Genomic DNA, 24,913 nt, shown 5'->3' on the forward strand with positions numbered 1-24,913 from the left:
AAGCTGCACGTGAAGAAGGGCGACCTCGTCCAGGTCATCGCCGGCAAGGACAAGGGCGCCAAGGGCCGGATCATCGCCGCCTACCCGCGTGACGAGCGCGTGGTGGTCGAGGGCGTCAACATGATCAAGAAGCACTCCAAGGTCACCAACCAGGGACCGCGCGGCGCCAAGGAAGGCGGCGTGCAGACCATGGAGGCTCCCATCCACGTGAGCAACGTCAAGAAGCTCAAGGATGACGAGAAGAAGCCCGAGAAGAAGGCCGCCGAGAAGGGCGACGCCGAGGCGACGGGTGAGGACAGCTGATGACCGCCACCACTACTGCGTCCACTGAAACCGGGCGCCCCGTTCCGCGCCTCAAGCAGCGCTACCGCGAGGAGATCATCGCGAAGCTGCGCGAGGAGTTCGGCATCGAGAACATCATGCAGGTGCCCACGATCACCAAGATCAAGGTGAACATGGGTGTCGGCGAGGCCGCCCGCGACTCGAAGCTCATCGAGGGCGCGGTTCGCGACCTGACCGCGATCACCGGCCAGAAGCCGGCCGTCGCCCGCGCCCGCAAGTCCATCGCGCAGTTCAAGCTGCGCGAGGGCATGCCGATCGGCGCGCACGTGACGCTGCGCGGCGACCGCATGTGGGAGTTCCTCGACCGCCTGCTGTCCCTGGCGCTGCCGCGTATCCGGGACTTCCGTGGTCTGTCGCCTAAGCAGTTCGACGGCAACGGCAACTACACCTTCGGCCTCACGGAGCAGGTCATGTTCCACGAGGTCGACCAGGACAGGGTGGACCGGCAGCGGGGCATGGACATCACGGTCGTGACCACCGCGAAGAACGACGAGCAGGGCCGGGCGCTGCTGAAGCTCCTCGGTTTCCCCTTCAAGGAGGCCTGATCATGGCGAAGACGTCGCTGAAGGTCAAGGCAGCGCGCAAGCAGAAGTTCGAGGTCCGGGCGTACACTCGGTGCTCCCGCTGCGGCCGTCCCCGCGCTGTCTACCGCAAGTTCGGGCTGTGCCGCGTGTGCTTCCGCGAGATGGCGCACCGGGGCGAGCTGCCCGGCATCACCAAGTCGAGCTGGTAAGCCCTCCGCGGGCCAGCCGTAAAGAAGTCATATCAACCGGGCGCTGGTCGCAGCGCCCACGACCACACCGAAGGTCCCATCGGGGAAACCGCGGTGAGGAAGGCCACCGGCCATGACGATGACCGACCCGATCGCAGACATGTTGACTCGTCTGCGTAACGCGAACTCGGCCTATCACGACACCGTGAGCATGCCTTACTCCAAGATCAAGGCACACATCGCGGAGATCCTCCAGCAGGAGGGCTACATCCAGGGCTGGAGCGTCGAGGACGCCAAGGTTGGCAAGAACCTCGTGATGGAGCTGAAGTTCGGCCCCAGCCGCGAGCGCGCCATCGCGGGCCTGCGCCGGGTGTCGAAGCCCGGTCTGCGGGTTTATGCAAAGAAGGACAACCTGCCCCGCGTTCTGGGCGGTCTGGGCGTCGCGATCATCTCGACGTCCGGCGGTCTGATGACGGACCGGCAGGCGAGCAAGCGTGGAGTGGGCGGGGAAGTCCTCGCCTACGTCTGGTAACGAGGGGAGGCACTCAGCATGTCGCGAATCGGACGGCTGCCCATCCCCGTACCGGCGGGTGTCGACATCACGATCGACGGCCGGGAAGTCCAGGTCAAGGGGCCCAAGGGCACGCTCACTCACACGGTCGCCGAGCCCATCGAGGTCTCGCGCGGCGAGGACGGCACCATCACCGTCACGCGCCCGAACGACGAGAACAGGGTTCGTGCGCTGCACGGCCTGTCCCGCACGCTCATCGCCAACATGGTGGCGGGCGTCACGCAGGGCTACACGAAGACGCTCGAGATCGTCGGCGTCGGTTACCGCGTCCAGGCCAAGGGTCCGACGGAGCTGGAGTTCTCTTTGGGCTTCAGCCACCCGGTGATCATCAAGGCCCCCGAGGGCGTCAGCTTCCGTGTCGAGAGGCCGACCCTGTTCCACGTGGACGGCATCGACAAGCAGCGGGTCGGCGAGGTCGCCGCCAACATCAGGAAGCTGCGCAAGCCGGACCCGTACAAGGGCAAGGGCGTGCGCTACCAGGGCGAGGTTGTCCGCCGCAAGGTCGGAAAGGCTGGTAAGTAGGCATGGCTGGAAAGACTGCGTTCGGCAAGCACACGGCCGCCCGCACGGTCTCCCGGGCTCGCCGGCACCGCCGTGTCCGCAAGAACGTCTTCGGCACGGCCGAGCGTCCGCGCCTGGTCGTCAACCGGTCGACCCGTCACCTGTTCGTGCAGATCGTCGACGACACTCAGGGCCACACGCTGGTGAGCGCGTCCACCATGGACGTCTCGCTGCGCGGTGCCGAGGGTGACAAGACCGAGAAGGCGAAGAAGGTCGGCGAGCTTCTCGCTCAGCGGGCCAAGACCGCCGGGATCACCGCTGTCGTGTTCGACCGCGGTGGCAACCGCTACGCGGGGCGGATCGCCGCTCTCGCGGACAGCGCCCGTGAAGGCGGGCTGGAGTTCTGATGACTCCGGCCCATGGGTCGCCACTGACGACCCGTCCAAAGAGCAACGAGAAGAGGAACCACTGATGGCTGCAGCTCCGCGTCGCGGTGCCGGCGGCGGTGGCGAGCGGCGTGACCGTCGTGATGACCGCCGCGGTGGCGCCGCAGACAAGGGCGTCTCGTACATCGAGCGCGTCGTAAAGATCAACCGAGTGGCCAAGGTCGTCCAGGGCGGCCGGCGCTTCAGCTTCACCGCGCTGGTCATCGTCGGCGACGGCAACGGTCTCGTCGGGGTCGGCTACGGCAAGGCCAAGGAGGTGCCCGCGGCGATCGCCAAGGGCGTCGAGGAGGCCAAGAAGCACTTCTTCAAGGTTCCGCGCATCCAGGGCACCATCCCGCACCCGGTGCAGGGCGAGGACGCCGCCGGCGTCGTCCTCCTGCGTCCGGCCTCGCCCGGTACGGGCGTCATCGCGGGTGGCCCGGTGCGCGCGGTCCTGGAGTGCGCCGGGATCCACGACGTGCTGTCCAAGTCGCTCGGCTCGGACAACCCGATCAACATCGTGCACGCCACCGTGGCGGCTCTGAAGGGCCTCAGCAGGCCCGAGGAGATCGCCGCCCGCCGTGGCCTGCCGATCGAGGACGTCGCTCCCAAGGCGATGCTGAAGGCTCGCGCCGAGGGTCTGGCCGAGGCGGCCGCGGCCGCGAAGGCGGTGAGCTAGTGATGGCTCGTCTGAAGATCACCCAGACCCGGTCCAAGATCGGTGGCCAGCAGAACCAGCGTGACTCGCTGCGTTCGCTGGGTCTGAAGCGAATCGGCGACGTCGTCGTCAAGGAGGACCGCCCGGAGATCCGGGGCATGGTCGCCAAGGTGTCGCACCTCGTCGAGGTTGAGGAGGTCGACTAGTCATGACCGAGAACGCTCCGCTCAAGATCCACGACCTCCGTCCGGCCCCCGGCGCCAACAAGGCCAAGACCCGCAAGGGCCGTGGCGAGGGCTCCAAGGGCAAGACGGCCGGCCGTGGCACCAAGGGCACCCGGGCCCGTACGAGTGTCATGCCGGGCTTCGAGGGTGGCCAGGTCCCGCTCCAGCGGCGGCTGCCGAAGCTGAAGGGCTTCTCCAACGCCCTGTTCAAGACGACCTACCAGGTCGTCAACCTGGACAGGCTCGGGGAGCTGTTCCCCCAGGGCGGCGACGTCACGCTCGACGACCTGGTGGCCAAGGGTGCGGTCCGCAAGAACCAGCCCGTCAAGGTGCTGGGCACCGGCGAGATCTCCGTGGCGGTGAACGTGCAGGCGCACGCCTTTTCCGCCAGCGCGAAGGAGAAGATCGCCGCGGCCGGTGGCTCGGTTTCCGAGCTGTAGGCATCACGTGCTGCGAGGCGCGGAGGTTCACTATGAGCCTCCGCGCCCGTAGTGCGTTAGAGTTCGCCTGGCACGGGGGTCCCCCCGTGTTCGACCAAGCACTCTGGCAGGAAGACATGTCGATGGACGCCTTGCGGGCCATCGCCGACCGTTACCGCGTCACTGGCGCGCAGGAGGGACCGTGCTGACCGCGATTACCCGGGCGTTCCGGACGCCTGACCTGCGCAAGAAGCTGCTCTTCACACTGGGCATCATCGTGCTGTTCCGGCTTGGCTCGGTGCTTCCCACTCCGGGGGTCAACGCCCAGAACGTGGCCCTGTGTCTGGAGCAGGCCCAGGCGGGAGACGCTGCCAACCTCTACGGGATGGTGCAGCTCTTCAGCGGCGGCGCCCTGTTGAAACTTTCAGTGTTCGCGCTCGGCATCATGCCGTACATCACCGCGAGCATCATCTTGCAGCTGTTGACGGTGGTGATCCCGCGGTTGGAGGCCCTCAAGAAGGAGGGCCAGGCGGGCACGGCGAAGATCACGCAGTACACCCGTTACCTGACCATCGGGCTGGCGGTGCTGCAGTCCACCGCGTTCATCGCTCTGGCCCGCAGCGGGCAGCTCTTCCAGAACTGTAACCAGGAGATCCTGCTCAGCCAGGACGTCTTCCCGCTGATCACCATGGTCGTCACGATGACCGCCGGCACCGCCGTGATCATGTGGCTGGGCGAGCTGGTGACCGACCGCGGCGTCGGCAACGGCATGTCGATCCTGATCTTCACTCAGGTCATCGCGGTGTTCCCGTCGGAGCTCGTGAACATCTTCCGGCAGAGCCCGTTCAAGTTCGTCGTCGTGATGATCGTCGGCGTCGTGATGATCGGCGTCGTCGTCTTCATCGAGCAGGCGCAGCGCCGGATCCCGGTGCAGTACGCCAAGCGGATGGTCGGCCGTCGCATGTACGGCGGCACCTCGACCTACATCCCGCTCAAGGTGAACCAGGCCGGCATCATCCCGGTCATCTTCGCCTCGTCGCTGCTCTACCTGCCGCAGCTTCTGGTGACGCTGTTCGGCAACAGCCAGAAGCCCAACGTGGTCATCGAGTGGCTGGCCCAGAACATGATCAGGGGCGACCACCCGATCTACATGGCCACGTTCTTCCTGCTGATCGTCTTCTTCACGTACTTCTACGTGTCCATCACTTTCAACCCCTCTGAAGTGGCTGACAACATGAAGAAGTACGGTGGGTTCATCCCGGGCATCCGTCCGGGCCGGCCGACCGCTGAGTACCTGAGCTACGTGCTCAACAGGCTCACGGCCGCAGGCGCTCCGTATCTGGGTGTGATCTCGCTCATCCCGATCATCGCGCTGGCGGTGGCCGGAGCGAGCCAGAACTTCCCGTTCGGAGGGACCAGCATTCTGATCATGGTTGGTGTTGGTCTGGACACGGTCAAGCAGATCGAGAGCCAGCTTCAGCAGCGCAACTACGAGGGCTTCCTGAGATAGTGCGCGTCGTCCTGGTAGGGCCCCCCGGAGCGGGTAAGGGGACGCAGGCCCAGTTCATCGCTTCGCACCTGTCGATCCCGAAAATCTCGACAGGCGACATCTTCCGTGCCAACGTCTCCGGGGGCACGGAGCTCGGCAAGCTCGCCAAGGAGTACATGGACCGCGGTGACCTCGTCCCCGACGAGGTGACCGTGGCCATGGTCCGCGACCGGCTGTCGGAGGACGACGCGCAGGAGGGCTTCCTCCTGGACGGCTTCCCCCGCAACGTGCCCCAGGCCGAGGTCCTCAAGAAGATGCTGGCCGAGTTCGGCACGGCACTCGACGTGGTCCTCAACCTGGTCGTCGAGGACGACGAGGTCGTCCGGCGCCTCGCGGGCCGCCGTACGTGCCGCTCCTGCGGCAAGGTGTGGCATGTCGTGTTCGACCCGCCCGCCGTGGAGGGCGTCTGCGACGCCTGCGGCGGGGAGCTCTTCCAGCGGGACGACGACCGTGAGGAGACCATCAGGCGGCGCCTGGAGGTCTACCAGGAGCAGACGCAGCCGCTGATCTCGTTCTACGCGGACGAGGGGATCCTGCAGGGGGTCGACGCGACCGGTCCGGTCGAGGAGATCACCCAGCGGGCGATGTCGGCGCTGCGGCGGTTCGCCGACTGATTCATGACCGCGGCCGGGAACGCCACTCCAGTGCATGGGGTGGCGTTCAGGCTTATATGGGACAATTTCGAGAGGGGGTGCGTCACGTGTTCAAGAAGAACCGGCACGGAATTCAGATAAAGAGCGCCGAGCAACTGGAGAAGATGCGTGCGGCCGGCCTGGTCGTCGCTCGCACACTGGAGCTGCTCCGGACATCGGTCGAGCCCGGGATGACCCCGCTCGACCTCGACGCCATCGCCGAGAAGGCCATCCGGGACGAGGGCGCGATCCCGTCGTTCAAGGGCTACCAGGGCTTCCCCGCCACGATCTGCGCCTCCGTGAACGACGAGGTCGTCCACGGCATCCCCACCGACCGCCGTCCGTTCCGCGAGGGCGACATCATCTCGATCGATTGCGGCGCGATCCTCGACGGGTGGCACGGCGACTCGGCGATCACCGTCGGGATCGGCGAGGTCGACCCCAAGCTGACCGAGCTCATGCGGGTGACCGAGGAGGCCATGTGGCGCGGCATCGCCGCCCTGCGGGTCGGCGGGCACCTGTCCGACATCGGCCACCAGATCGAGAAGTACGTGCGCTCTCAGGGCCGCTACGGCATCCCTCAGGAGTACGGCGGGCACGGCATCGGCACCGAGATGCACATGGACCCCTGGGTGGCCAACCACGGCAAGCCGGGGCGCGGCCCCCGCTTCGAGGTCGGCATGTGCTTGGCGATCGAGCCGATGGTGAACCTCGGGACCGACCGCACCAAGGTGCTGGCCGACGACTGGACGGTCGTGACGCTCGACGGGCGCGCCTCCGCCCACTTCGAGCACAGTGTCGCGGTGACGGAGAACGGCCCTCTGGTTCTCACGGCGCTCGACGGCGGAGCCTCCCGTTTCCCCGGCGTCGTCCCGGACGCGGGAGAAAGCGCATCCTGACCCGCCTCCTTAACGGGGCCCGCCATTTCGGCGTCGCTTGAACAATAATGGTCGTATCGCTCGACGGACCGGGAGATGGTAGATGGCGGCAGTGCCGGAGATGCGGGCCTCCGACGGCGACCGTGACCGGGTCGCCGCGGCATTGCGTGAGCACGTGGCCGAGGGCAGGCTCACCATGGACGAGTTCAACGAGCGGCTTGAAGCGGTCTACCAGAGCCGCACGTACGGGGAACTGGCCCGGCTCACCTCCGATCTGCCGGAGATCGACCTGCACCGGCTGCCCGCCGCGACCGAGCCCGTGCAACGTGCCCAGCCCGCCCGGCCCGACAAGACGCCGGGCAGCCTGAAGAGCGCGTGGGGCGCCTGGGCGGGCGCCAGTGGCGTGACCTGGATGATCTGGCTCTTCACCACCATCGCTTCGGGACATTTCATCCCTCCGTGGCCGATGTGGGTCATGGGCCCCTGGGGCGTCATCCTCCTCATCAAGACGCTCTCCGACGCGGGCGGACGGTCCCGAGGCGGCGCCTGAGCGTTCTTTACCGGGGGACCGCCGTCGGGGGAGCCTCGGGCGGGTAGACGTCCGGTGTCGCGACGTACGGCCCGCTCGGGCCGTGCCCCCGCGGTGCTCAGGCCGCACCCGCCCGCGGCGGCATGTCGGCGGTGCCAGGCGGGCGGGTGCGGCGGCCTCCGCCGGAAGCCGGCATCAGGCATCGGGCCCGCGCCGCGTTGGCCGGACACCCCCTCGGGGGGTACTCTGTGATCTGGTTGTGTCGGGACCCCTGCCGTCGTTTCGCAATTCGGCCCGGGTTGTCGTACACTCCTTTGTCGGTTCACTATGACCTTTGCGCCTAGGCGGCCTGGCTGGTCGCCGCTCTCTGGAAGCGCCCGAAGGTCGCGGCTGCTTAGTGTTCCGAAGCCTCTGACGATCCGAACTGTGAAACGCGAGGGCCATGGCCAAGAAAGACGGCGCCATCGAGATTGAGGGCACTGTTATTGAGTCGCTCCCGAACGCCATGTTCCGGGTGCAGCTCGACAACGGTCACAAGGTCCTGGCCCACATCAGCGGGCGGATGCGGATGCACTACATCAGGATCCTGCCCGACGACCGGGTGGTCGTGGAGCTGAGCCCCTACGACCTCAGTCGCGGCCGGATCGTCTACCGGTACAAGTAGCCCCCCCGCCAGCGGGGACGGGCCGTATGCGGAACGAATAAGGACTATGAAGGTCAAGCCGAGCGTCAAGAAGATCTGCGACAAGTGCAAGGTGATTCGCCGGCACGGTCGCGTCATGGTGATCTGCGACAACCTGCGCCACAAGCAGCGCCAGGGCTGAGCCCAGCTCTCAGTACGTCGCCACCAGGCCCCTGCTGAGTCCGCCCCCGTGGCGGGCTCGCCGCGTGCGGGCCGGGACAACGAAAGCGCGTCACACACCCGCGCAGGCGGTCTCCGCGAGGAGCCCGTACCACGCGGGAGACCCCCGGTCGGAGGCCGGGGCCCTCGCCCGGGCATGGGAGGGGAAGTGTGGCGCAAGACCTCCGCCACACTGAAGGAGAATGCCCGACCATGGCCCGCCTGGTTGGCGTCGACCTCCCCCGCGACAAGCGGCTGGAGATCGCTCTCACCTACATTTTCGGAATCGGCCGCACCCGCGCCCAGGAGATCCTTGACGCGACCGGCATCAGCCCCGACCTGCGCGTCCACCAGCTCACGGACGCCGAGCTCGTTCCGATGCGTGACTACATCGAGGCGAACTACAAGATCGAGGGTGACCTGCGCCGCGAGATTCAGGCCGACATCCGACGCAAGATCGAGATCGGCTGCTACCAGGGCATTCGGCACCGCAAGGGGCTGCCTGTCCACGGTCAGCGGACGCAGACGAACGCGCGCACCCGCAAGGGTAAGAAGAAGACCGTCGCCGGCAAGAAGAAGCCGGGCAAGAAGTAGTCCTTAGCAGCCACATTTCCAGGAGTTAGCGCTTCAATGCCGCCGAAGAGCCGCCAGGGCGCACCGAAGAAGGTGCGCCGCAAGGAGAAGAAGAACGTCGCTCACGGGCACGCCCACATCAAGAGCACGTTCAACAACACGATCGTTTCGATCACCGACCCGAACGGGAACGTGATCTCCTGGGCCAGCGCCGGCCACGTCGGGTTCAAGGGCTCCCGTAAGTCCACCCCGTTCGCCGCGCAGATGGCTGCCGAGAACGCCGCTCGCCGCGCCATGGAGCACGGCATGCGCAAGGTCGACGTCTTCGTCAAGGGCCCCGGTTCCGGCCGTGAGACCGCGATCCGTTCGCTGCAGGCGACCGGTCTTGAGGTCGGGTCCATCCAGGACGTGACCCCGGTCCCGCACAACGGCTGCCGTCCGCCCAAGCGCCGTCGCGTCTGAGCTCAGGAGAGTAGAGAGAAATGGCTCGTTACACGGGTCCGGACTGCAAGCTCTGCCGCCGTGAGAAGACCAAGCTCTTCCTCAAGGGCAAGAAGTGCGAGTCCGCCAAGTGCCCCATCGAGATCCGCCCGTACCCGCCGGGCGAGCACGGCCGCGGCCGTCCGAAGGAGTCGGAGTACCAGCTCCAGCTCCGTGAGAAGCAGAAGACCCGCCGCATCTACGGCGTCCTCGAGAAGCAGTTCCACAACTACTACGAGGAAGCCAACCGCAAGGCGGGCAAGACGGGTGAGAACCTGCTCCAGATCCTGGAGAGCCGTCTCGACAACGTGGTCTACCGCGCCGGTTTCGCCGAGTCGCGTGACGCGGCCCGCCAGCAGGTGCGCCACGGCCACTTCCTCGTGAACGGCAAGAAGGTCGACATCCCGTCGTACCGCGTGCGCGAGCACGACATCATCGAGGTCCGCGAGAAGTCGCGCAACCTGCTTCCGTACGAGGTGGCCCGCGCGACCGCCGGCGACAAGACCGTCCCGGCCTGGCTGGGCGTCTCCGCCGAGAACATGCGCATCCTCGTGCACCAGCTCCCGGTTCGCCAGCAGATCGACACGCTGGTCCAGGAGCAGCTGATCGTCGAGCTCTACTCCAAGTAGTAGAGTCCCGGCACTTCATGACGCCGTGCGGCCGGTACACTCCCGGCCGTACGGCATCATGGTTGTAGGCGAGCGGCGTCAAATAGCGGGCGTCGCCGTAACCCAGGGACCTCCCGTCCAGCGTGACGGGGCCGTCCCGGATCCAGGAGATCCTGATGCTCATCGCACAGCGCCCGAGCCTCCAGGAGGAGTCGCTCGAGGAGCACCGGTCCAGGTTCATCATCGAGCCGCTCGAGCCGGGCTTCGGTTACACCATCGGCAACTCGCTGCGGCGCACGCTGCTGTCCTCCATCCCGGGGGCGGCGGTCACCAGCATCCGCATCGAGGGCGTGCTCCACGAGTTCTCGACCGTGCCCGGGGTCAAGGAAGACGTCACCGACATCATCCTGAACCTCAAGTCGCTGGTCGTCTCGTCCGAGCACGACGAGCCCGTGGTGATGTACCTGCGCAAGCAGGGCCCGGGTGAGGTCACCGCGGCCGACATCGCGCCTCCGGCCGGTGTCGAGGTGCACAACCCCGACCTGCACATCGCCACGCTGAACGGCAAGGCGAAGCTGGAGATGGAGCTGACCGTCGAGCGCGGCCGCGGCTACGTCTCCGCCGCCCAGAACAAGCAGCCTGGCCAGGAGATCGGCCGGATTCCGATCGACTCGATCTACTCTCCGGTCCTCAAGGTCACCTACAAGGTCGAGGCCACCCGTGTCGAGCAGCGCACGGACTTCGACCGCCTGATCCTCGACGTCGAGACCAAGCCGTCCATGAAGCCCCGCGACGCGGTGGCCTCGGCCGGCAAGACCCTCGTCGAGCTGTTCGGCCTGGCCCGTGAGCTCAACGTCGAGGCCGAGGGCATCGACATCGGCCCGTCGCCGACGGACGCGGCTCTCGCGGCCGACCTGGCGCTGCCGATCGAGGAGCTCAACCTCACCGTCCGTTCGTACAACTGCCTCAAGCGCGAGGGCATCCACACCGTGGGTGAGCTCGTCGCCCGCAGCGAGCAGGACCTGCTGGACATCCGCAACTTCGGCGCCAAGTCGATCGAAGAGGTCAAGCAGAAGCTGCACGAGATGGGCCTGGCTCTCAAGGACTCCCCGCCCGGGTTCGACCCCTCCGCCGTCGCCGGCGGCGGTTACGACGACGAGGACGGCGGGTTCATCGAGACCGAGCAGTACTGATCCGTCTCCGCGCAGCGGCACCATCGTCTCGTGCCGCCCGTCCAGGGCGGCATGAGGCGGCGATGACAAGTCACGACCGGTACGCCGGTCGGCCCGACCCCGGTACCTGACACGGCCGGAGCGGGTTATCCATGAGGAGCATGACATGCCCAAGCCCACCAAGGGCGCCCGTCTCGGTGGCAGCCCGTCCCACGAGCGGCTGATCCTGGCGAACCTCGCCACGGCGCTGTTCCAGAACGGCCGGATCACCACCACCGAGGCCAAGGCCAGGCGTCTCCGCCCGCTCGCGGAGAAGCTGATCACCAAGGCGAAGAAGGGCGACATCCACAACCGTCGCCAGGTGCTGACGGTCGTCCGCGACAAGGGCGTCGTCCACCACCTCTTCACCGAGATCGCCCCGACGTACGCCGAGCGTCCCGGTGGCTACACCCGGATCACCAAGCTCGGCCCGCGCAAGGGCGACGCCGCTCCGATGGCGGTCATCGAGCTGGTCACCGAGCAGCTGAACCCGGTCACGGTCTCCCGTACGGCTCCGGCCGCCGAGGCCGCTCCGGCCGCTGCCGAGACCGAGGAGACGCCGGCGGCGCAGGACGAGGCCGCCGAGAGCACCACCGCCGAGGCCGCCGAGGCCGCTCCGGCGGAGGGTGACAAGAAGGACGAGGCCTGATCCCAGGCTCTGTGAGCGGGCTCAGTTTCCCTTCCGGGGATGCTGGGCCCGCTCTTCGTTTGTGCAGCGTACGACGCACCGTACGAGGGATGGCGTGGAGCGAGAACTGCGGCTGAGGCTGGACCTGGGCTACGACGGCACGGACTTCTCCGGCTGGGCGCGCCAGCCGGAGCGGCGGACCGTGCAGGGGGAGATCGAGGACGCGCTGGGCCGGATCCTGCGCCTGGAGGCCCCGCCGTCGCTCACCGTCGCGGGCCGCACCGACGCGGGCGTCCACGCGAGGGGGCAGGTGGCGCACGTCGACGTCCCGCTCGCGGCGCTGGCGGCCGCCTCGTCCGGGCGTGCCCCCGTCCCCGAGGATCCGGAACGGGCGTGGGAGGAGCGCGGCGCTGAGTGGCTCGCTGCGCTGACGAGGCGGCTGGCCGGTGTGCTGCCCCTCGACGTGCGGGTGCACGCCGTCAGCGTGGCACCCGAGGGCTTCGACGCCCGGTTCTCCGCGCTGTCACGCCGGTACGGCTACCGCGTCTGCGACGCCCCCGGCGGGGTGGACCCGCTGCGGCGGCGCGAGGTGCTGTGGTATCCCCGGCCGCTCGACGTGGACCTGCTCAACGCGGCGGCCGCCCGCCTGCTGGGCGAGCACGACTTCGCCGCCTTCTGCCGCAAGCGCGAGGGCGCCACCACCATCCGCGAGCTGCAGCGGCTCGACTGGGTCAGGGGCGAGGACGGGATCCTCCTCGCGACCGTGGTCGCCGACGCCTTCTGCCACTCGATGGTCCGGGCGCTGGTCGGCTCGCTGCTGACCGTGGGGGAGGGCAGGCGGCCCGTCGAGTGGCCCGCGGAGGTGCTGGCGGGAGCCGTACGGGACTCGGGCGTGCACGTCGCGCCCGCGCACGGTCTCACGCTTGAGGAGGTGCGCTATCCCGGGCCGGAGGAACTGGCACGGCGGGCCGCCGCCACCCGCCGCGTGCGCACCCTGAGCACCTGACCCCAAGGAGCACCTGACCCCAAGAGCACCTGACCCCAAGGAGCACCTGACCCCAAGAGCACCTGACCCCAGGCCGAGAAGCATGAGGGGTCATCGGGGCCCTGGGGACGTTGGGGCGCCCCGCGGCGTGACCCGCGGCGTGACCCGCACCCGGCAGCGCCGCCGTCCCCGGCCTGACGCCGCGCCGATGGGGGCTGCGGCGATCGGGGCTGCGGCGGCGCGCGGCCTCTCGCCGAGACCGCGCGCCGGGATCGTCAGCGTGAGGCGCGCTTCTCGATCACCTTCGCCATGTGGTCCCGGAAGGCGCCGCTGATCGGCCCCAGGCTCTTGTCGTTCGCGTCCGGGGTGTGCCCGTCGGCGTAGGTGGCGTAGCTGAACACGACGTAGCGTCCCCAGACCATGCCCGCGGCGTAGCCGCCGGAGATCGACACCTGGTCCGCCCGGCTCTTCTTGTCGCCGTCGAGGCCGCGGAACCAGACGTTCGCGTTGAGATCCTTGGCCTGGTCGACGGCGAGGGCCTCGGTCTTGCCGGGCAGCACGGCGATGCCCGCGGTCACGGCATACTGGCGCTTGCTGTCCACGAAGGTGGCCCGGAGCACCCTGCGGCACTGCTGCTCGGCGAGGGCCTGCGCGAACGCGCCCGTCGCCGCCTTCCCGCAGTCGTCGGTCACGTTCATCGTGACCCGGCGGTACGTCCGGCCCGCCAGCGTCACCTTCTCGTCCGGGAACGCCTCTGTCGGCTTCAGGGTCTTGGGGTCGGTCTGCTCGGAATCGAGGATGGCGGAGGACACCGTGGAAGTCGGCGTCGGCTCCTCGGCGGGGGGCGAGGCGGCGGTGGTGGCGGGAGGCGTAGGCGCGGCCTGGCCGCCGTCCGGCTCGCCCGAGTAGGCGAAGTAGGCCGCGGTGCCGATCGCCCCCACGACGACCACGGCGCCGGCGGCCATCAGGATCCGCTTGATCTTCCCGTCGGAGGGGGGAGAGCCGGCGGTGCCCAGCCTTGCCGGGAGGTTGCCCTCAGGGCCGCCGGGGGTGGAGGGGTCGGGCCCGAATCCGGGTGGAGGCGTCGGCTTGCCCGCCTTGGCCGGGGTCACCGGCGTGAACGCGAACGGAGTCTCACCGGTCGGCTGCGAGGGCGAACCGGTCGTGGGAGAGGTTGTCGCCATCTGTCCTGAACTGGGGTCGGGGGAGTCCGCCCCGTTGGTGCCGTCGCTCGCGGACGGACCCGGGGGCGGCGTTTCGGATGGCGCCGCACCCGGAGGCGCGGCGGATGGCGGGACATCCGAGGGGGACGTCGCGGACGGCGACTGGGACGGTGACTGAGACGCGGTCTGACCCGGTGTCTCGTCCTGTCTCCCCAGTGGTGTCCCGTACGGTGCGCTGTCCTGCGCCTGACCAGGCGCGATCGATGTCTGTGTGGGTGCTGGGAACGGTTCCTCGGGCTGCGGTGCGGGCAGCGGCTGTGTCGTCCTGTCGTGGGCCGAGTGCTGCGGTCCGGTGTGCGGAGCGGTCTGTTCGGAGTGCGCGAGGGCCTGGCCGGGTTCATACGGTGTGCCGGGCAGCAAGAACCCTTCGACGGGGGTCACCGCAGCGGCGATCTCGGCTCCGAAGCCCTCGGGCGGCCCGGCGATCGGCGCCGCGTGATCCGGCGCCGCGTGGTTTGGCCCAGTGGTTGGCGCCGCGTGAGGCTGCCCGGGGGGATACGACGCGTCCGCGGGGGCGTCCTGCCCGGAACCGCCCGATGCGGCGGCGCCCGTCCGTCCCGGTCCTTCGGCGGACGAGCCGCCATCGGCAGGCACGTCCCTCATGGGGGCGCTCGTGTGATCTGCCGCAGCGGAGTGGTCCGGCGCGGAGTGGTCCGGCGCGGTGTGGTCTTGCGCGGTGGTGTGGTCGTGTGCGGTGTGGCCGCCGGACGGCGCCGGGTGGTGCGGCAATGTGTGCTGGCCGGCCGGGGTGGGCTCGTCTGACGAGCTCTGGTGGTCGGACGCCGTGGTCTGGCCGGGCGTGCCGAGCGCATCGCCGGGCGCGCCGCCCGGCTCGCTCGTGCCCGTCCGGTCGCCGGACGGGCCCTCGGACGCCTGCGCCGCGCCGGGCTCGTCCTGGTAGGCATGCGTCGGCGGCCAGGAGGTGCCCGCGGGCAGCTCTCCCTGCGGGTATGGCTCGCCCGGCAGCCGTGGCGGCCACACGGGCATGTCTCCGGGCTCGCCGGGGCGCCCCGCCTCCGGGGACACGGCCCCCTGCCCGTACGCCTCCGGGTATGCGCCCGGGAATTCCGAGCCGGGCTGCGGCGGATGCTGCTGCCCATATTGGGACCCATACTGCGGCCCGTACTGGGGGCCGTACTGGGGCCCATACTGGGGGCCGTACTCGGGCCCGAACTGCGGCGGGGCGGCGGGCGGATACCCCTGGTGGGGCGCCGGAGCCTGCGGCCGGCCCTCACCGCCGGACGGCTGCCCCGGGGCGGGTCCCCACTCGGGGAACGTCGGCACGCCGGGCTGGGCGGCCCAGGGGCCGCCGGTGTTCTGCTGATCCGGCCCGTACGAGCCCGGTGCCGGGGGAGGGCCGCCGGGCTGCTGCCAGACGGGAGGCCCGGCGGGGCCCTGCCACGCCCCGCTGTGAGATCCCTCGTCGTAGGGCGAGGGGGACGCGCCGAAGGCGCCGGGACCGGCCGGTGCGCCGCCTGGTGGGGCCTGCCACGGGACGGGGCCGGGGTCACCCGTCCCGGCCTGGGCGGGGCCCTGCGGCCACTGCGACTCGTTGCCTGAGTAGGGCCAGGAGGTGACGCCGCCAGGCTGCATGCCGGGCTGCGGGCCGGGCTGGGAGCCGGAGGGGTGGGGACCGGGATGCATGCCGGGATGCGGACCGGATTGCGCGCCGGGATCGCCGACCGGGGCGGGCCACATGTGCGGGGCTCCGCCGCTCGCGGAGGGCGGCTCCTGCTGCCACGGCTGCGGGGCCGAGCCAGGCGGGGCCGAGCCAGGCGGGGGCGGTTCCCAGGCCGGTGTTCCGGGGCCGTGCGGGGGCCACGGCTGCGCTCCCGGATCGGCCTGCGCCTGCCACGCCGGGTTGGGTCCCTCCGCGGGCGGCTGCCACGCTGCGGGGTTCGCTCCCTCGGCGGGCGGCTGCCAGGAGTGCGTGCCGGGGCCGTGGACGGGCTGCTGCGGGCCCGGAGGCGGGGGAAGCTGCGGGTACGCCGGGCCGCCCCCGCCCTGTGCAGGCTGCCAGGACGGCTGCGCGGGCTGCCAGGGCGCGTCCGGGCCCGGCGGGTGCTGTGGGTGCTGGTGGTCCCAGTGCACGGCGTTGGGGTCGGCCGGAGGTTGCCAGGACTGAACGCCTTGGCCTTCGGGCTGACAGGAGGGCCCGCCCGGGCCGGGCGCGGGCGGCTGCGGGCCGGCGGCGTTGGGGTCGGCCGGAGGTTGCCACGGGTGGATGCCCTGGCCTTCGGGCTGCCAGGAGGGCCCGCCCGGGCCGGGCGCGGGCGGCTGCCACGGGGGCGTGGCCGGAGCCGGGGGCTGCCACGCGGGCGGGCCATACCCGGGATGCTGCGGGTCGCCGGGACCGGGCGACTGCCATGCGTGGATGCCCTGGCCCTCCGGCTGCTGCCAGGTGGGCGTGCCGGCGCCATACGCGGGCTGCGGAGGCACGGGCTGCGGAGGCACGGGCTGCGAAGACATGGCCCCGTAGCCGGAACCGTCACCGGCACCCTGACCAACACCCTGACCGGCACCCTGACCAACACCCTGACCGGCACCCTGACCGGCGCCGTGATCGGATCCGGAGTGCGGCTCACCGGGCGCGGGCAGGGCAAGGGGCCCGTCTCCGGGGCGGCGCGGCGCGGGAAGGTTCCCGGCGTCTCCCGACACCCCGGCGTTCCCCGCCGGGTCCTCGCCCCCGGACGCTCCGGCGTCCCCCGACACCCCGTAGCCGCCTGACATGCCGGAATAGCCGGAGGCGGCGGCGTCCCCGGGGGCGGCGGGCGGCGGGCCGTACGCCGGAACGGCCCTGAACCTGTTCGTGCTTTCCGGGTCGTCGTCGGACGATTGCGGCGCCCCGAGGCCGCCAGGTAGCCCGAACCTGGTCGGGTAGGACACTTCCGTGGTCCGGTCCGCCGCACCCACGGCGTTCGGGGCCCAGGCCGTGCCGTCGTCCGCCGGGGGCTGACCGAACCCGGGCGGCGGGGTCTGTCCGAAGCTCGGAGGTGGCGTCGGAGATGTCGCCGAGCCTTCGGCGTCCGCCTCGGGGCGGGCCCACGCCGTTTCGTGTTCGTGCCCGGAATCCTTGCCACGCATAGCCGGAAGCGTAACGGCGCAGGCGCGATCGGCGTGCCCCTATGGGCGTTTCGGTCCGTGCCGCCCCAGCTCGCCCACCGGCGTCAACCTCAGCGAACGCCTGGCCTCAGCTGGGGCCACCGTTCAGCGAACGGGTGTCGAGGGCAGGGAAAACAGTCGCGTCGGTGACGTCCACCGCTGCCTGGTAGAGCCGTTTCAGCTCGTTCTTGGCTGGTTTGTGGCCATCCTTGAACTGGAACCAGAGCAGCACCGCGTAGTGGCCGTGGGTCCAGCCGCCCGCGTACGCCTCACCGGTGCCGAGGTGCTTGGTGGCCTCGTCCTTGCCCGGCAGCGGCTTGAGGTAGTCCTTGCGCTCGCCGCCGCCCCCGGCCGAGGCGACCTTCTTCGCCGTGGCGGAGGTCTTGAGGTTGGCGACGCCCACGGTGCCGATGACCACGCCCTTGGAGTCCGCGAAGCTCGCCCGCAGGAGTTGCGTGCATCCGCCCGCCTTGAGCGCTTTGGCGATTTTGTCGCCCGTGACGCCGTCCGCGCATTTTTTCTCCTTGCGGTACGCCGTGCGGACGTAGGAATGCTTGTTCTTGACGAATTTGCTCTTCGCGAACAGTTCGCGGAGCGACAGCGGGGTTTTGTCGGTCGTCCGTGAGGCGGTGTAGCCGAACTTGCCGGGAGGCCCCTCGGAGACGAGCGGCGGTGAGGGGTGACCGGTGGGCGTCGGTGCGGCGACCGGCGGCTTTTCGTTGCGCGCGGCGTACCACAGACCGGTGAACAGCGCCCCGATCATGAGCAGCAGGGCGAGGCCGAGCGCCCAGGGGCGACGCCACCAGGGGCCCTTCGCGTCCGGATCCCACACGGGCTCCGGCGGCGGCGGAGGCATCCGCGACGCCGTCGGCCGCCGCCGCATGTCCGCGTCCCGGTCACCGCCCGCCTGACCCCTGGAGGAGGCCGCGTACGGGCCGGAGGGGGACGCGTACGGGTCGGTGGAGGACGCGTACGGCCCGGTTGGAGCCGCGTACGGGCCGGACGCGAGCTCCTCCGCAGGCTGGGGGCTCTCCTGCTCGTAGGGCCCGGCCCCGGCGTACGGCTGCTGCTCGGGCTGGTGCTGGTACCCCTGCTGTGGATAGCCCTGTTGCGGATAGCCCTCGTAGGGCGCCTGCTCGCGCGCGTACGGCGACCGCTCGCGCTCATATGGAGCCTGCTCGCGGGCATACGGCGACGGCTCGCGCTGGTATGGCGGCTGCCCCCCGCCGTAGGGGGTCGCGTCGCGACGGCCGGCGAGGGGCACGTCGTCCCCGCCGGAGTATGGCGGCAGGTCTCGCCTGCGGGGATCCGGGGGATGATGCGGCGGAGGTGGTTGCTGGTCGCCGGGATAACCCATGGCGCTGAGATTAGTCGGCGAACTGGACAGATGAGGAAGGGTCAGGAATACCCGAAGTCCTCGGTCCACCACGGGCCGCCCTCCCCCGTGGCCACGCCGACCCCGGTCGCGACCAGGCGGCAGTCGAGCAGTGTGGCGCGGTCGCTCCGCCCGGCCATCCAGCCGCGTACGACCGCCTCGGCGGTCTGGTAGCCCCTGGCGATCGTCTCGGCCCCGCCGTCGGGGTAGCCCGCCGCGCCCATGCGATCCCAGGGGGAGGCGCCGCCGGGGGAGCTGTGCCGGAACAGCTTGCTCGACGCCATCTCGTCCGAGTGCGCGCGGGCGGACTCCACCAGGCGGGAGTCCACGCGCAGGGGCCGGCAGCCGTGCTTGCGGCGCTCGGCGTTGACGAGGCGCACGACCTCGGCCTCCATCGAGGCGGACCGCATCGAGTCGGCGTCGTACGCGTCGCCGCCGTCATTTCCGGGCGTGATCACGGTGTGCCGCGAGCCGCTGCCGTAGCCGTCGATCAGGTTGGAGGGCGGCCTCTCCTTCCGGGGGCGGCGCTGCGGTTCCTCCCGGGGGGCGACCGGAGTCACGGTGCGCAGCACGTGGTCGAGGGTGGGCCGCTCGCGCGGCACCGCGCCCGCCGCGTTCACGCTCGACGACGGGGACGGCTCGGCCTCGCGCAGATAGACGTCGTCGACCGCGCTCGACCTGGCGCTCATCCTGCCGATCACGACGCCGGTGAGCAGGATGGCCACCGCGCACGCCAGCAGACCCATCTGAGTCCCCCGCAGGGGGCCACGGAAGGTGTGTTTTTTGTGAGGGGTCTGCCACATACCGCAGTCAAATATAGAGATCCGCGCCATGGGGAAGAAGAGGCGAATGGGTATGGATTTGATGAACGTTCAAATGAGGCGTTCCAATCCCGCGCGCCGCAGGCTGTTTTGACCAGGCGGCATCGGGTCGGTAGTCTGCTAGTTCGTTGTGTGTGGATCGGTCTGTCCGCAGACCGGTGCACGGCGCGTCCGGCGTCTTCTCCCGTACATGTGGAGACGGAGGTTGTCGCCGTGCCTGCGCAACCTACCGAGAGTTCACATTCCGACAGAAGGCACTGCCGTGCGCACGTTCTCACCGAAGCCCAACGACGTCGAACGTCAGTGGTACGTCATCGACGCGACCGACGTCGTGCTCGGCCGGCTGGCCAGCCAGGTGGCGACCCTGCTCCGCGGGAAGCACAAGCCGATCTTCGCTCCGCATGTCGACACGGGTGACTTCGTCATCGTCATCAACGCCGACAAGATCGCCCTGACCGGCAACAAGCTCGAGCAGAAGAAGGCGTACCGCCACTCGGGTTACCCCGGCGGTCTGCGCTCCGTCAGCTACGGCGAGCTCATGGAGAAGCGTCCGGACCGGGCCGTCGAGAAGGCCGTCCGTGGCATGCTTCCCAAGAACGCCCTGGGCCGGAAGATGGCCAAGAAGCTCAAGGTCTACGCCGGCGCCGAGCACCCGCACCAGGCCCAGCAGCCGGTGCCCTTCCAGATCACCCAGATCGCCCAGTAATCGCGAGCCAGGAAAGTTAAGAGGAGAACCGTGGCCGAGCCCACCGGTATCGAGACGCTCGTCGAGGGCGAGCCGGAAGACTACTCCCCGGAGGAGTTCCCCTCCGAGTACACCACCGAGTCGGCCCCCGCCGGCGAGGGCGCCGTGCGCAAGCCCGTCACCACGGGCAACTCGTACGGCACCGGCCGCCGCAAGGAGGCCATCGCCCGTGTCCGCATCGTGCCGGGCACCGGCAAGTGGACGATCAACGGCCGCTCGCTGGACAGCTACTTCCCGAACAAGGTCCACCAGCAGCTGATCAACGAGCCGTTCGTCGTGCTCGGCGCCGAGGACGCGTTCGACGTCATCGCCCGCATCGACGGCGGCGGCGTGACCGGCCAGGCCGGTGCGCTGCGCATGGGCCTGTCCCGCGCGCTCGCCGCTCTGGACGCCGAGGTCAACCGCCCGCCGCTGAAGAAGGCCGGCTTCCTCACCCGTGACGCCCGCGCCACGGAGCGGAAGAAGTACGGCCTCAAGAAGGCCCGTAAGGCTCCGCAGTACAGCAAGCGTTAATGTCGCGGAACCCCGTAGGCGCCCCCTCCCGGGGGCGCCTCTTCGGCACCGACGGGGTACGTGGGGTCGCCGGGCGCGACCTCACCGCGGAACTGGCCATGGACCTGTCCGTGGCCGCCGCGCACGTGCTCGGCGACGCCGGGGCGTTCCACGCCAGCGTCGGGCGGCGCGGCCGCCCGATCGCCGTCGTAGGCCGGGACCCGCGGGCTTCAGGAGAGTTCCTGGAGGCCGCCGTGGTCGCCGGCCTCGCGTCTTCTGGCGTGGACGTGCTGCGGCTCGGCGTGCTGCCCACCCCCGCGGTCGCGTATCTGACCAACGCGCTGGGAGCCGACCTCGGCGTCATGCTCTCCGCGTCGCACAACCCCGCGCCGGACAACGGCATCAAGTTCTTCAGCCGGGGCGGCTACAAGCTGCCCGACGCGGTGGAGAACGAGATCGAGCAACGGCTCGGGGAGAAATGGGACCGCCCGGTCGGCGCGTCCGTCGGCCGGGTCCGTGAGGCGTACGGCGAGGCCGATCGATACGTCTCCCACCTGCTGACCACGCTGCCCCACCGCCTCGACGGGCTGCGGGTCGTCGTCGACTGCGCGCACGGCGCGGCGCACATGGTCGCCCCGGAGGCGCTGCTGCGCGCCGGAGCGGTCGTGGAGACCATCGGCGCCGCCCCTGACGGGCTGAACATCAACGACGGCGTGGGCTCGACCCACCTGGCCGTCCTACGGGAGGCCGTCGTCGGAAGCGGCGCCGACCTCGGCATCGCCTACGACGGCGACGCCGATCGTTGCCTGGCGGTCACCGGCGCGGGCGAGGAGGTCGACGGCGACCAGATCATGGCGATCCTGGCGCTGTCGATGCAGTCCGACGGCCGCCTCGCCAAGGACACGGTCGTCGCGACGGTCATGTCCAACCTGGGGTTCAAGCTCGCCCTCCGGGAGGCCGGGCTGTCCGTGGTGGAGACCGCGGTCGGCGACCGGTATGTCCTGGAGGCGATGCAGGACGGCGGCTACACCCTCGGCGGTGAGCAGTCCGGTCATGTGATCATGCTGGACCACGCCACGACCGGGGACGGCCTGCTGACCTCGCTCCACCTGATGGCCGAGGTGGCCCGGCAGGGCCGTTCCCTCGCCGACCTCGCGTCGGTGATGACGAAGCTGCCGCAGGTGCTCGTCAACGTCAGGGACGTCGCCAAGGCGAAGGCCTCCGACCCCGCGCTGCGGGCGGCCGTGGCCGAGTCGGAGGCCGAACTCGGGGAGACCGGCCGCGTGCTGATCCGCCCGAGCGGCACCGAGCCGATGATCCGGGTCATGGTCGAGGCCGAGTCGCACGACCAGGCCAAGGCCGTGGCGGACCGCCTCGCGGACGTCGTCCGCAGAGTCTGCGTCTGACGCGCGTCACCAGTCAATAAGGAACCCCGCCGGGTGCGTGCCCGGCGGGGTTCCTTATTGGAAGTGCTTCTCAATTACGTAATGTGCGCGTAACACTGATTTATGTCGTATTTGACCGGTGTTCCGACGGGGGCGTTAAGGGGGCGTGACAAGGAGTCGGACGCGCTGCGCGCGCTCGTGGACCGGGCCGGGACCGGTGCGGGCGGGTGCCTGCTCCTGCTCGGCGGCCCGGGTGCGGGCAAGACCGCGCTGCTCGACCTCGCCGCCGCGTACGCGGCCGCTGCTTCGGACGGGCAGGGGTTTCTCGTGCTCCGCACTCAGGGGGTCAGAGGCGAGACCCACTTGCCGTACGCCGGGCTGCACGCCCTGCTCCACCCGCTCGAAGACCGGCTGGACACGTCGGCGGCCGACATGCGGATGCTCGCCGAGGCGCTCTGCACCGGCGTCGCCCCGGGCGGCCTGGTGCTGCCCGCCGCGCTGCTGCGGCTCCTGCGGACCGCCGGACGCCCGGTGCTGGTGTGCGCCGACGACCTCCAGTGGCTCGACGCCCCCAGCCGGGAGGCGATCTGTTTCGTGGCGCGCCGGGCCGCCGCGGCCCCCGTCGCTGTGCTGCTCGCCTCCGGGGAACCGGGCACCGCCCCCGGCGACCTGCCCCCGCTGCCGCTCGCCCCGCTCGACGAGCGGGCGTCCTGCCGGGTGCTCGACGACCTCGTCCCCGACGGTCTCCCGGGCGACCTGCGTACGGCGCTGGTGCGGGCGGCCCGGGGCAACCCGCTCGCGCTGGCCGAGCTCGCCGGCTCGCTGACCGGCGCGCACCGCACGGGCGCGGCGCCGCCGCCCGAGACGCCGCCACGCGCCGGACGGCTGTGGCGGGCGTACGCCGACCGGCTCCGCGGCCTGCCCGCCGACACGGCCGACCTCGTCCTGCTCATCGCGGCCGATCCCGGCATCGACGCCGCCACGCTGGTGCGCGCTGCGGAGTCGCGGTGCGGGCTCGCGCCCCTGGAGGCGGCGGAGACCGCGGGCGTCGTCGCCGAGACTCCGGACGGCGGCTTCGACCTGGCCGACCCGATCCTGCGGCACGTCGCATACGCCGAGGCGTCCCTCGCCCGGCGGCGGGCCGCCCACCGCCTGCTGGCACGCCTCTACGACGGTGTTCCCGGCGGGGAGCACCAGCGGCTGCGGCGGGCCTGGCACCGCGCCGCCGCTCTCGACGAGCCCGCCGAGCACCTGGCCGAAGACCTCGTACGCGCGCTCGCGGCGGCGCTGAAGGCCGCGGCGAAGGCGACGGCGTTCCCCGAGCCGTTCCGCGTCCTCGAACGGGCGGCCGAGCTCACCGGGCACGGCGAGGCCAAGGCCGCACGGCTGGCCGCGGCCGCCCGGCACGCCTGGCAGGCCGGGCGGCCGCAGCGGGCGAGGTCGCTGCTGTCCCGGGTCGACACGCTCGCGGCCGGCTCCGAGGTGCGCGGTCGCGCCGAACTGGTCAGGGGCAGCCTGGAGCTGCGCGCAGGCACGACCGGCAGCGCCTGCGACACGCTGCTCGCCGCCGCGGAGCGGCTGCTGCGCACCGACCGCGAGCAGGCCGTGCGCGCGCTCGTGCGGGCGGGCGAGGCGAGCTACCTGGCGGGGGACAACCGCCGGTTCCTGGCGATCGCGCGGCGGGCCGAGACCCTGCGGCGGCCCGACGACGACCACGTCACACGGCTGGCGCTGGAGTATCTCGGGGGCATGGCCGCCACCTTCCGGGGCCGCCACCGTGAGGCGACCGCCTCGCTGCGCCGCGTCGTCACCGGCGTGACGGCGCCGCCCTCGGCCGGCAGCCCTTCGGCGCTCGTGTGGGGCGGAGTGGCGCACCTCCTGCTCGGCAACGGCGCGGAGGCGCTCACGCTGGCGTCCCGGGCGGTCGAGATGGCGCGTGCCCACGGCGCGGTCGCCAGCATGCCGCAGATGCTGGAGATCCTGATCCAGGCCCAGCTCTGGAGCGGCCGTTATGACGCGGTCGCGGCCAACGCCATGGACGGCCTGCGCCTGGCGCAGGAGACGGGCCGGGCCACCAGCGGCGCGCAGCATCTCGCCTGGCTCGCCTTCACCGCCGCCGTCGCGGGAGACGAGGAGACCTGTGTCCTGCGGGCGGCGCGGGCCGTCGAGCTGGCCAACGCCCACGGCGTCAGCGTGGCCGAGGCGCTCGGCACGCTGGCCCTGGCCCATCTGGACGTCGCGGCGAACCGTCACGCCGACGCCGTGAACCGGCTGCGCACGGTTGCCCATACGGGTGACCCCCTCGTCGTGCGGGTGATGGCGACGCCGCTGCTCGTCGAGAGCGCCGTACGCACCGGAGACATCGCGCAGGCGAGGGACGCGCTGGTCATGCTGGACCGCTGGGCCGACAGCACCCGCGACCCCGACCGGCTGGCGCTGGCGGCCCGGTGCCACGCGCTGCTCGCGCCCCCGGCCGAGGCGGGGGAGCGCTTCTCCGAGGCGCTTGAGCTGCACCGTCAGGGGGCGTGCGCGTTCGAGACCGCGCGCACGCGGCTGCTGTACGGCGGCATGCTGCGGCGGTCGCGCCGCCCCGGCGCGGCCCGCGAGCACCTGCACGGCGCCCTGGAGACGTTCGAGCGGTACGGCGCCCGCCTGTGGAGCGAGCACGCCCGCGCGGAGCTGCGCGCGGCCGGGGAGTCGGTGCGGCCCTCGGGTTCCCGCTCGGAGGCCGGCCGGCTGCTCACGGCACAGCAGTTCCAGATCGCCACCCTGGTGGCGGAGGGCGCGACGAACCGCGAGGTGGCGGCCCGGCTGTTCATCAGCCCGCGCACGGTGGAGCATCACCTGCGCAACATCTTCGCCAGGCTCGGCGTGCGCTCCCGGGTCGAGCTGACCCGCCTTCTGTACTGAGGAGGGTGCGTGGCGGCGGCCGGTGATTTCACCGATGCGCGTGCGGCGTCGGCGGCGCGACAGTGACGACGGTCAAACCGTTCGCGGGAACGGG

At 70.7% G+C, this 24,913-nt stretch carries 28 protein-coding genes; 25 read left to right on the forward strand and 3 right to left on the reverse strand.

Going from position 1 to position 24,913, the window contains the following annotated elements; all coding sequences use genetic code 11:
- Positions 1-3 precede the first annotated feature (3 nt).
- The 21 genes from rplX to truA all read left to right on the forward strand — a co-directional run bounded on the left by rplX (position 4) and on the right by truA (position 12,787).
- Positions 4-303, forward strand: a complete 300-nt coding sequence (gene rplX, locus FLX08_RS01610; RefSeq protein WP_208761234.1) for a 50S ribosomal protein L24 — start codon at positions 4-6, stop codon at positions 301-303.
- Positions 303-887 carry a 50S ribosomal protein L5 gene (rplE, locus tag FLX08_RS01615; protein WP_142616390.1) on the forward strand — a complete coding sequence of 195 codons (585 nt, stop codon included), beginning with the start codon at positions 303-305 and terminating at the stop codon, positions 885-887. Before rplX ends, rplE begins: the two co-directional genes overlap by 1 nt.
- A gap of 2 nt (positions 888-889) precedes the next feature.
- Positions 890-1,075, forward strand: a complete 186-nt coding sequence (locus FLX08_RS01620) for a type Z 30S ribosomal protein S14 (RefSeq protein ID WP_030451489.1) — start codon at positions 890-892, stop codon at positions 1,073-1,075.
- 112 nt (positions 1,076-1,187) lie between these two features.
- Positions 1,188-1,586, forward strand: coding sequence for a 30S ribosomal protein S8 (gene rpsH, locus FLX08_RS01625; RefSeq protein WP_030508333.1), 399 nt, complete (start codon positions 1,188-1,190; stop codon positions 1,584-1,586).
- Positions 1,587-1,604: 18 nt separating this feature from the next.
- Positions 1,605-2,147: a 50S ribosomal protein L6 gene (gene rplF / locus FLX08_RS01630; protein WP_142616392.1), complete on the forward strand. Its 543-nt coding sequence runs from the start codon at positions 1,605-1,607 to the stop codon at positions 2,145-2,147.
- A gap of 2 nt (positions 2,148-2,149) precedes the next feature.
- On the forward strand, positions 2,150-2,533 hold the full coding sequence (gene rplR / locus FLX08_RS01635; RefSeq protein ID WP_079319860.1) for a 50S ribosomal protein L18: 384 nt from the start codon (positions 2,150-2,152) through the stop codon (positions 2,531-2,533).
- Positions 2,534-2,597: 64 nt separating this feature from the next.
- On the forward strand, positions 2,598-3,230 hold the full coding sequence (gene rpsE, locus FLX08_RS01640) for a 30S ribosomal protein S5 (RefSeq protein WP_030508336.1): 633 nt from the start codon (positions 2,598-2,600) through the stop codon (positions 3,228-3,230).
- Positions 3,231-3,232: 2 nt separating this feature from the next.
- Positions 3,233-3,415, forward strand: a complete 183-nt coding sequence (gene rpmD, locus FLX08_RS01645) for a 50S ribosomal protein L30 (protein WP_079319858.1) — start codon at positions 3,233-3,235, stop codon at positions 3,413-3,415.
- 2 nt (positions 3,416-3,417) lie between these two features.
- Entirely contained in the window at positions 3,418-3,873 is a 456-nt protein-coding gene (rplO, locus tag FLX08_RS01650; protein ID WP_142616393.1) for a 50S ribosomal protein L15, read from the forward strand.
- A 181-nt stretch (positions 3,874-4,054) separates the two neighbouring features.
- Positions 4,055-5,362, forward strand: a complete 1,308-nt coding sequence (gene secY / locus FLX08_RS01655; protein WP_142616394.1) for a preprotein translocase subunit SecY — start codon at positions 4,055-4,057, stop codon at positions 5,360-5,362.
- On the forward strand, positions 5,362-6,015 hold the full coding sequence (locus tag FLX08_RS01660; RefSeq protein ID WP_142616395.1) for an adenylate kinase: 654 nt from the start codon (positions 5,362-5,364) through the stop codon (positions 6,013-6,015). Before secY ends, FLX08_RS01660 begins: the two co-directional genes overlap by 1 nt.
- 86 nt (positions 6,016-6,101) lie before the next feature.
- Positions 6,102-6,932: a type I methionyl aminopeptidase gene (gene map / locus FLX08_RS01665; RefSeq protein ID WP_142616396.1), complete on the forward strand. Its 831-nt coding sequence runs from the start codon at positions 6,102-6,104 to the stop codon at positions 6,930-6,932.
- Between the two features lie 82 nt (positions 6,933-7,014).
- Entirely contained in the window at positions 7,015-7,461 is a 447-nt protein-coding gene (locus FLX08_RS01670) for a DUF1707 SHOCT-like domain-containing protein (protein ID WP_142616397.1), read from the forward strand.
- Positions 7,462-7,882: 421 nt separating this feature from the next.
- Positions 7,883-8,104: a translation initiation factor IF-1 gene (infA, locus tag FLX08_RS01675; RefSeq protein WP_030508344.1), complete on the forward strand. Its 222-nt coding sequence runs from the start codon at positions 7,883-7,885 to the stop codon at positions 8,102-8,104.
- A 46-nt stretch (positions 8,105-8,150) separates the two neighbouring features.
- The gene (gene rpmJ / locus FLX08_RS01680) at positions 8,151-8,264 is read left to right on the forward strand and encodes a 50S ribosomal protein L36 (protein WP_003956441.1); all 114 of its coding nucleotides are present in this window, start codon (positions 8,151-8,153) and stop codon (positions 8,262-8,264) included.
- A 230-nt stretch (positions 8,265-8,494) separates the two neighbouring features.
- Positions 8,495-8,875: a 30S ribosomal protein S13 gene (gene rpsM / locus FLX08_RS01685; protein WP_142563119.1), complete on the forward strand. Its 381-nt coding sequence runs from the start codon at positions 8,495-8,497 to the stop codon at positions 8,873-8,875.
- Between the two features lie 36 nt (positions 8,876-8,911).
- Positions 8,912-9,316, forward strand: a complete 405-nt coding sequence (gene rpsK / locus FLX08_RS01690; protein ID WP_020542285.1) for a 30S ribosomal protein S11 — start codon at positions 8,912-8,914, stop codon at positions 9,314-9,316.
- A 20-nt stretch (positions 9,317-9,336) separates the two neighbouring features.
- Complete coding sequence (rpsD, locus tag FLX08_RS01695; RefSeq protein WP_142563118.1) at positions 9,337-9,963, forward strand: 30S ribosomal protein S4; 627 nt, start codon at positions 9,337-9,339, stop codon at positions 9,961-9,963.
- Positions 9,964-10,118: 155 nt separating this feature from the next.
- A complete protein-coding gene (locus FLX08_RS01700; protein WP_030508347.1) occupies positions 10,119-11,135 on the forward strand; it encodes a DNA-directed RNA polymerase subunit alpha in 1,017 nt (338 codons plus the stop codon).
- A gap of 145 nt (positions 11,136-11,280) precedes the next feature.
- Positions 11,281-11,802 (forward strand): 50S ribosomal protein L17, encoded by a 522-nt coding sequence (gene rplQ, locus FLX08_RS01705; protein WP_142616398.1) that lies wholly within the window; start codon positions 11,281-11,283, stop codon positions 11,800-11,802.
- A 94-nt stretch (positions 11,803-11,896) separates the two neighbouring features.
- Complete coding sequence (gene truA, locus FLX08_RS01710; protein WP_142616399.1) at positions 11,897-12,787, forward strand: tRNA pseudouridine(38-40) synthase TruA; 891 nt, start codon at positions 11,897-11,899, stop codon at positions 12,785-12,787.
- 254 nt (positions 12,788-13,041) lie between these two features.
- On the opposite strand, the gene FLX08_RS01715 is transcribed toward truA, so the two are convergent.
- From FLX08_RS01715 to FLX08_RS01725, 3 genes are all read right to left on the reverse strand, one after another.
- On the reverse strand, positions 13,042-16,458 hold the full coding sequence (locus FLX08_RS01715) for a hypothetical protein (protein ID WP_142616400.1): 3,417 nt from the start codon (positions 16,456-16,458) through the stop codon (positions 13,042-13,044).
- Positions 16,459-17,179: 721 nt separating this feature from the next.
- Positions 17,180-18,448, reverse strand: coding sequence for a hypothetical protein (locus FLX08_RS01720; protein WP_142616401.1), 1,269 nt, complete (start codon positions 18,446-18,448; stop codon positions 17,180-17,182).
- Between the two features lie 41 nt (positions 18,449-18,489).
- Complete coding sequence (locus tag FLX08_RS01725) at positions 18,490-19,212, reverse strand: CAP domain-containing protein (RefSeq protein WP_167530240.1); 723 nt, start codon at positions 19,210-19,212, stop codon at positions 18,490-18,492.
- 337 nt (positions 19,213-19,549) lie between these two features.
- Between FLX08_RS01725 and rplM the strand changes: the two genes are divergently transcribed.
- The 4 genes from rplM (at position 19,550) to FLX08_RS01745 (ending at position 24,819) form a co-directional block, all read left to right on the forward strand.
- A complete protein-coding gene (rplM, locus tag FLX08_RS01730) occupies positions 19,550-19,993 on the forward strand; it encodes a 50S ribosomal protein L13 (protein ID WP_142616403.1) in 444 nt (147 codons plus the stop codon).
- Positions 19,994-20,023: 30 nt separating this feature from the next.
- The gene (gene rpsI, locus FLX08_RS01735; protein WP_142616404.1) at positions 20,024-20,545 is read left to right on the forward strand and encodes a 30S ribosomal protein S9; all 522 of its coding nucleotides are present in this window, start codon (positions 20,024-20,026) and stop codon (positions 20,543-20,545) included.
- Positions 20,545-21,930 (forward strand): phosphoglucosamine mutase, encoded by a 1,386-nt coding sequence (gene glmM, locus FLX08_RS01740; RefSeq protein ID WP_142616405.1) that lies wholly within the window; start codon positions 20,545-20,547, stop codon positions 21,928-21,930. The genes rpsI and glmM overlap by 1 nt, the downstream gene beginning before the upstream one ends.
- 102 nt (positions 21,931-22,032) lie before the next feature.
- A complete protein-coding gene (locus FLX08_RS01745; protein ID WP_142616406.1) occupies positions 22,033-24,819 on the forward strand; it encodes a helix-turn-helix transcriptional regulator in 2,787 nt (928 codons plus the stop codon).
- Positions 24,820-24,913: the final 94 nt, after the last annotated feature.

This window comes from Microbispora hainanensis (assembly GCF_006874475.1).
Taxonomy (GTDB): Bacteria; Actinomycetota; Actinomycetes; order Streptosporangiales; family Streptosporangiaceae; genus Microbispora; species Microbispora hainanensis.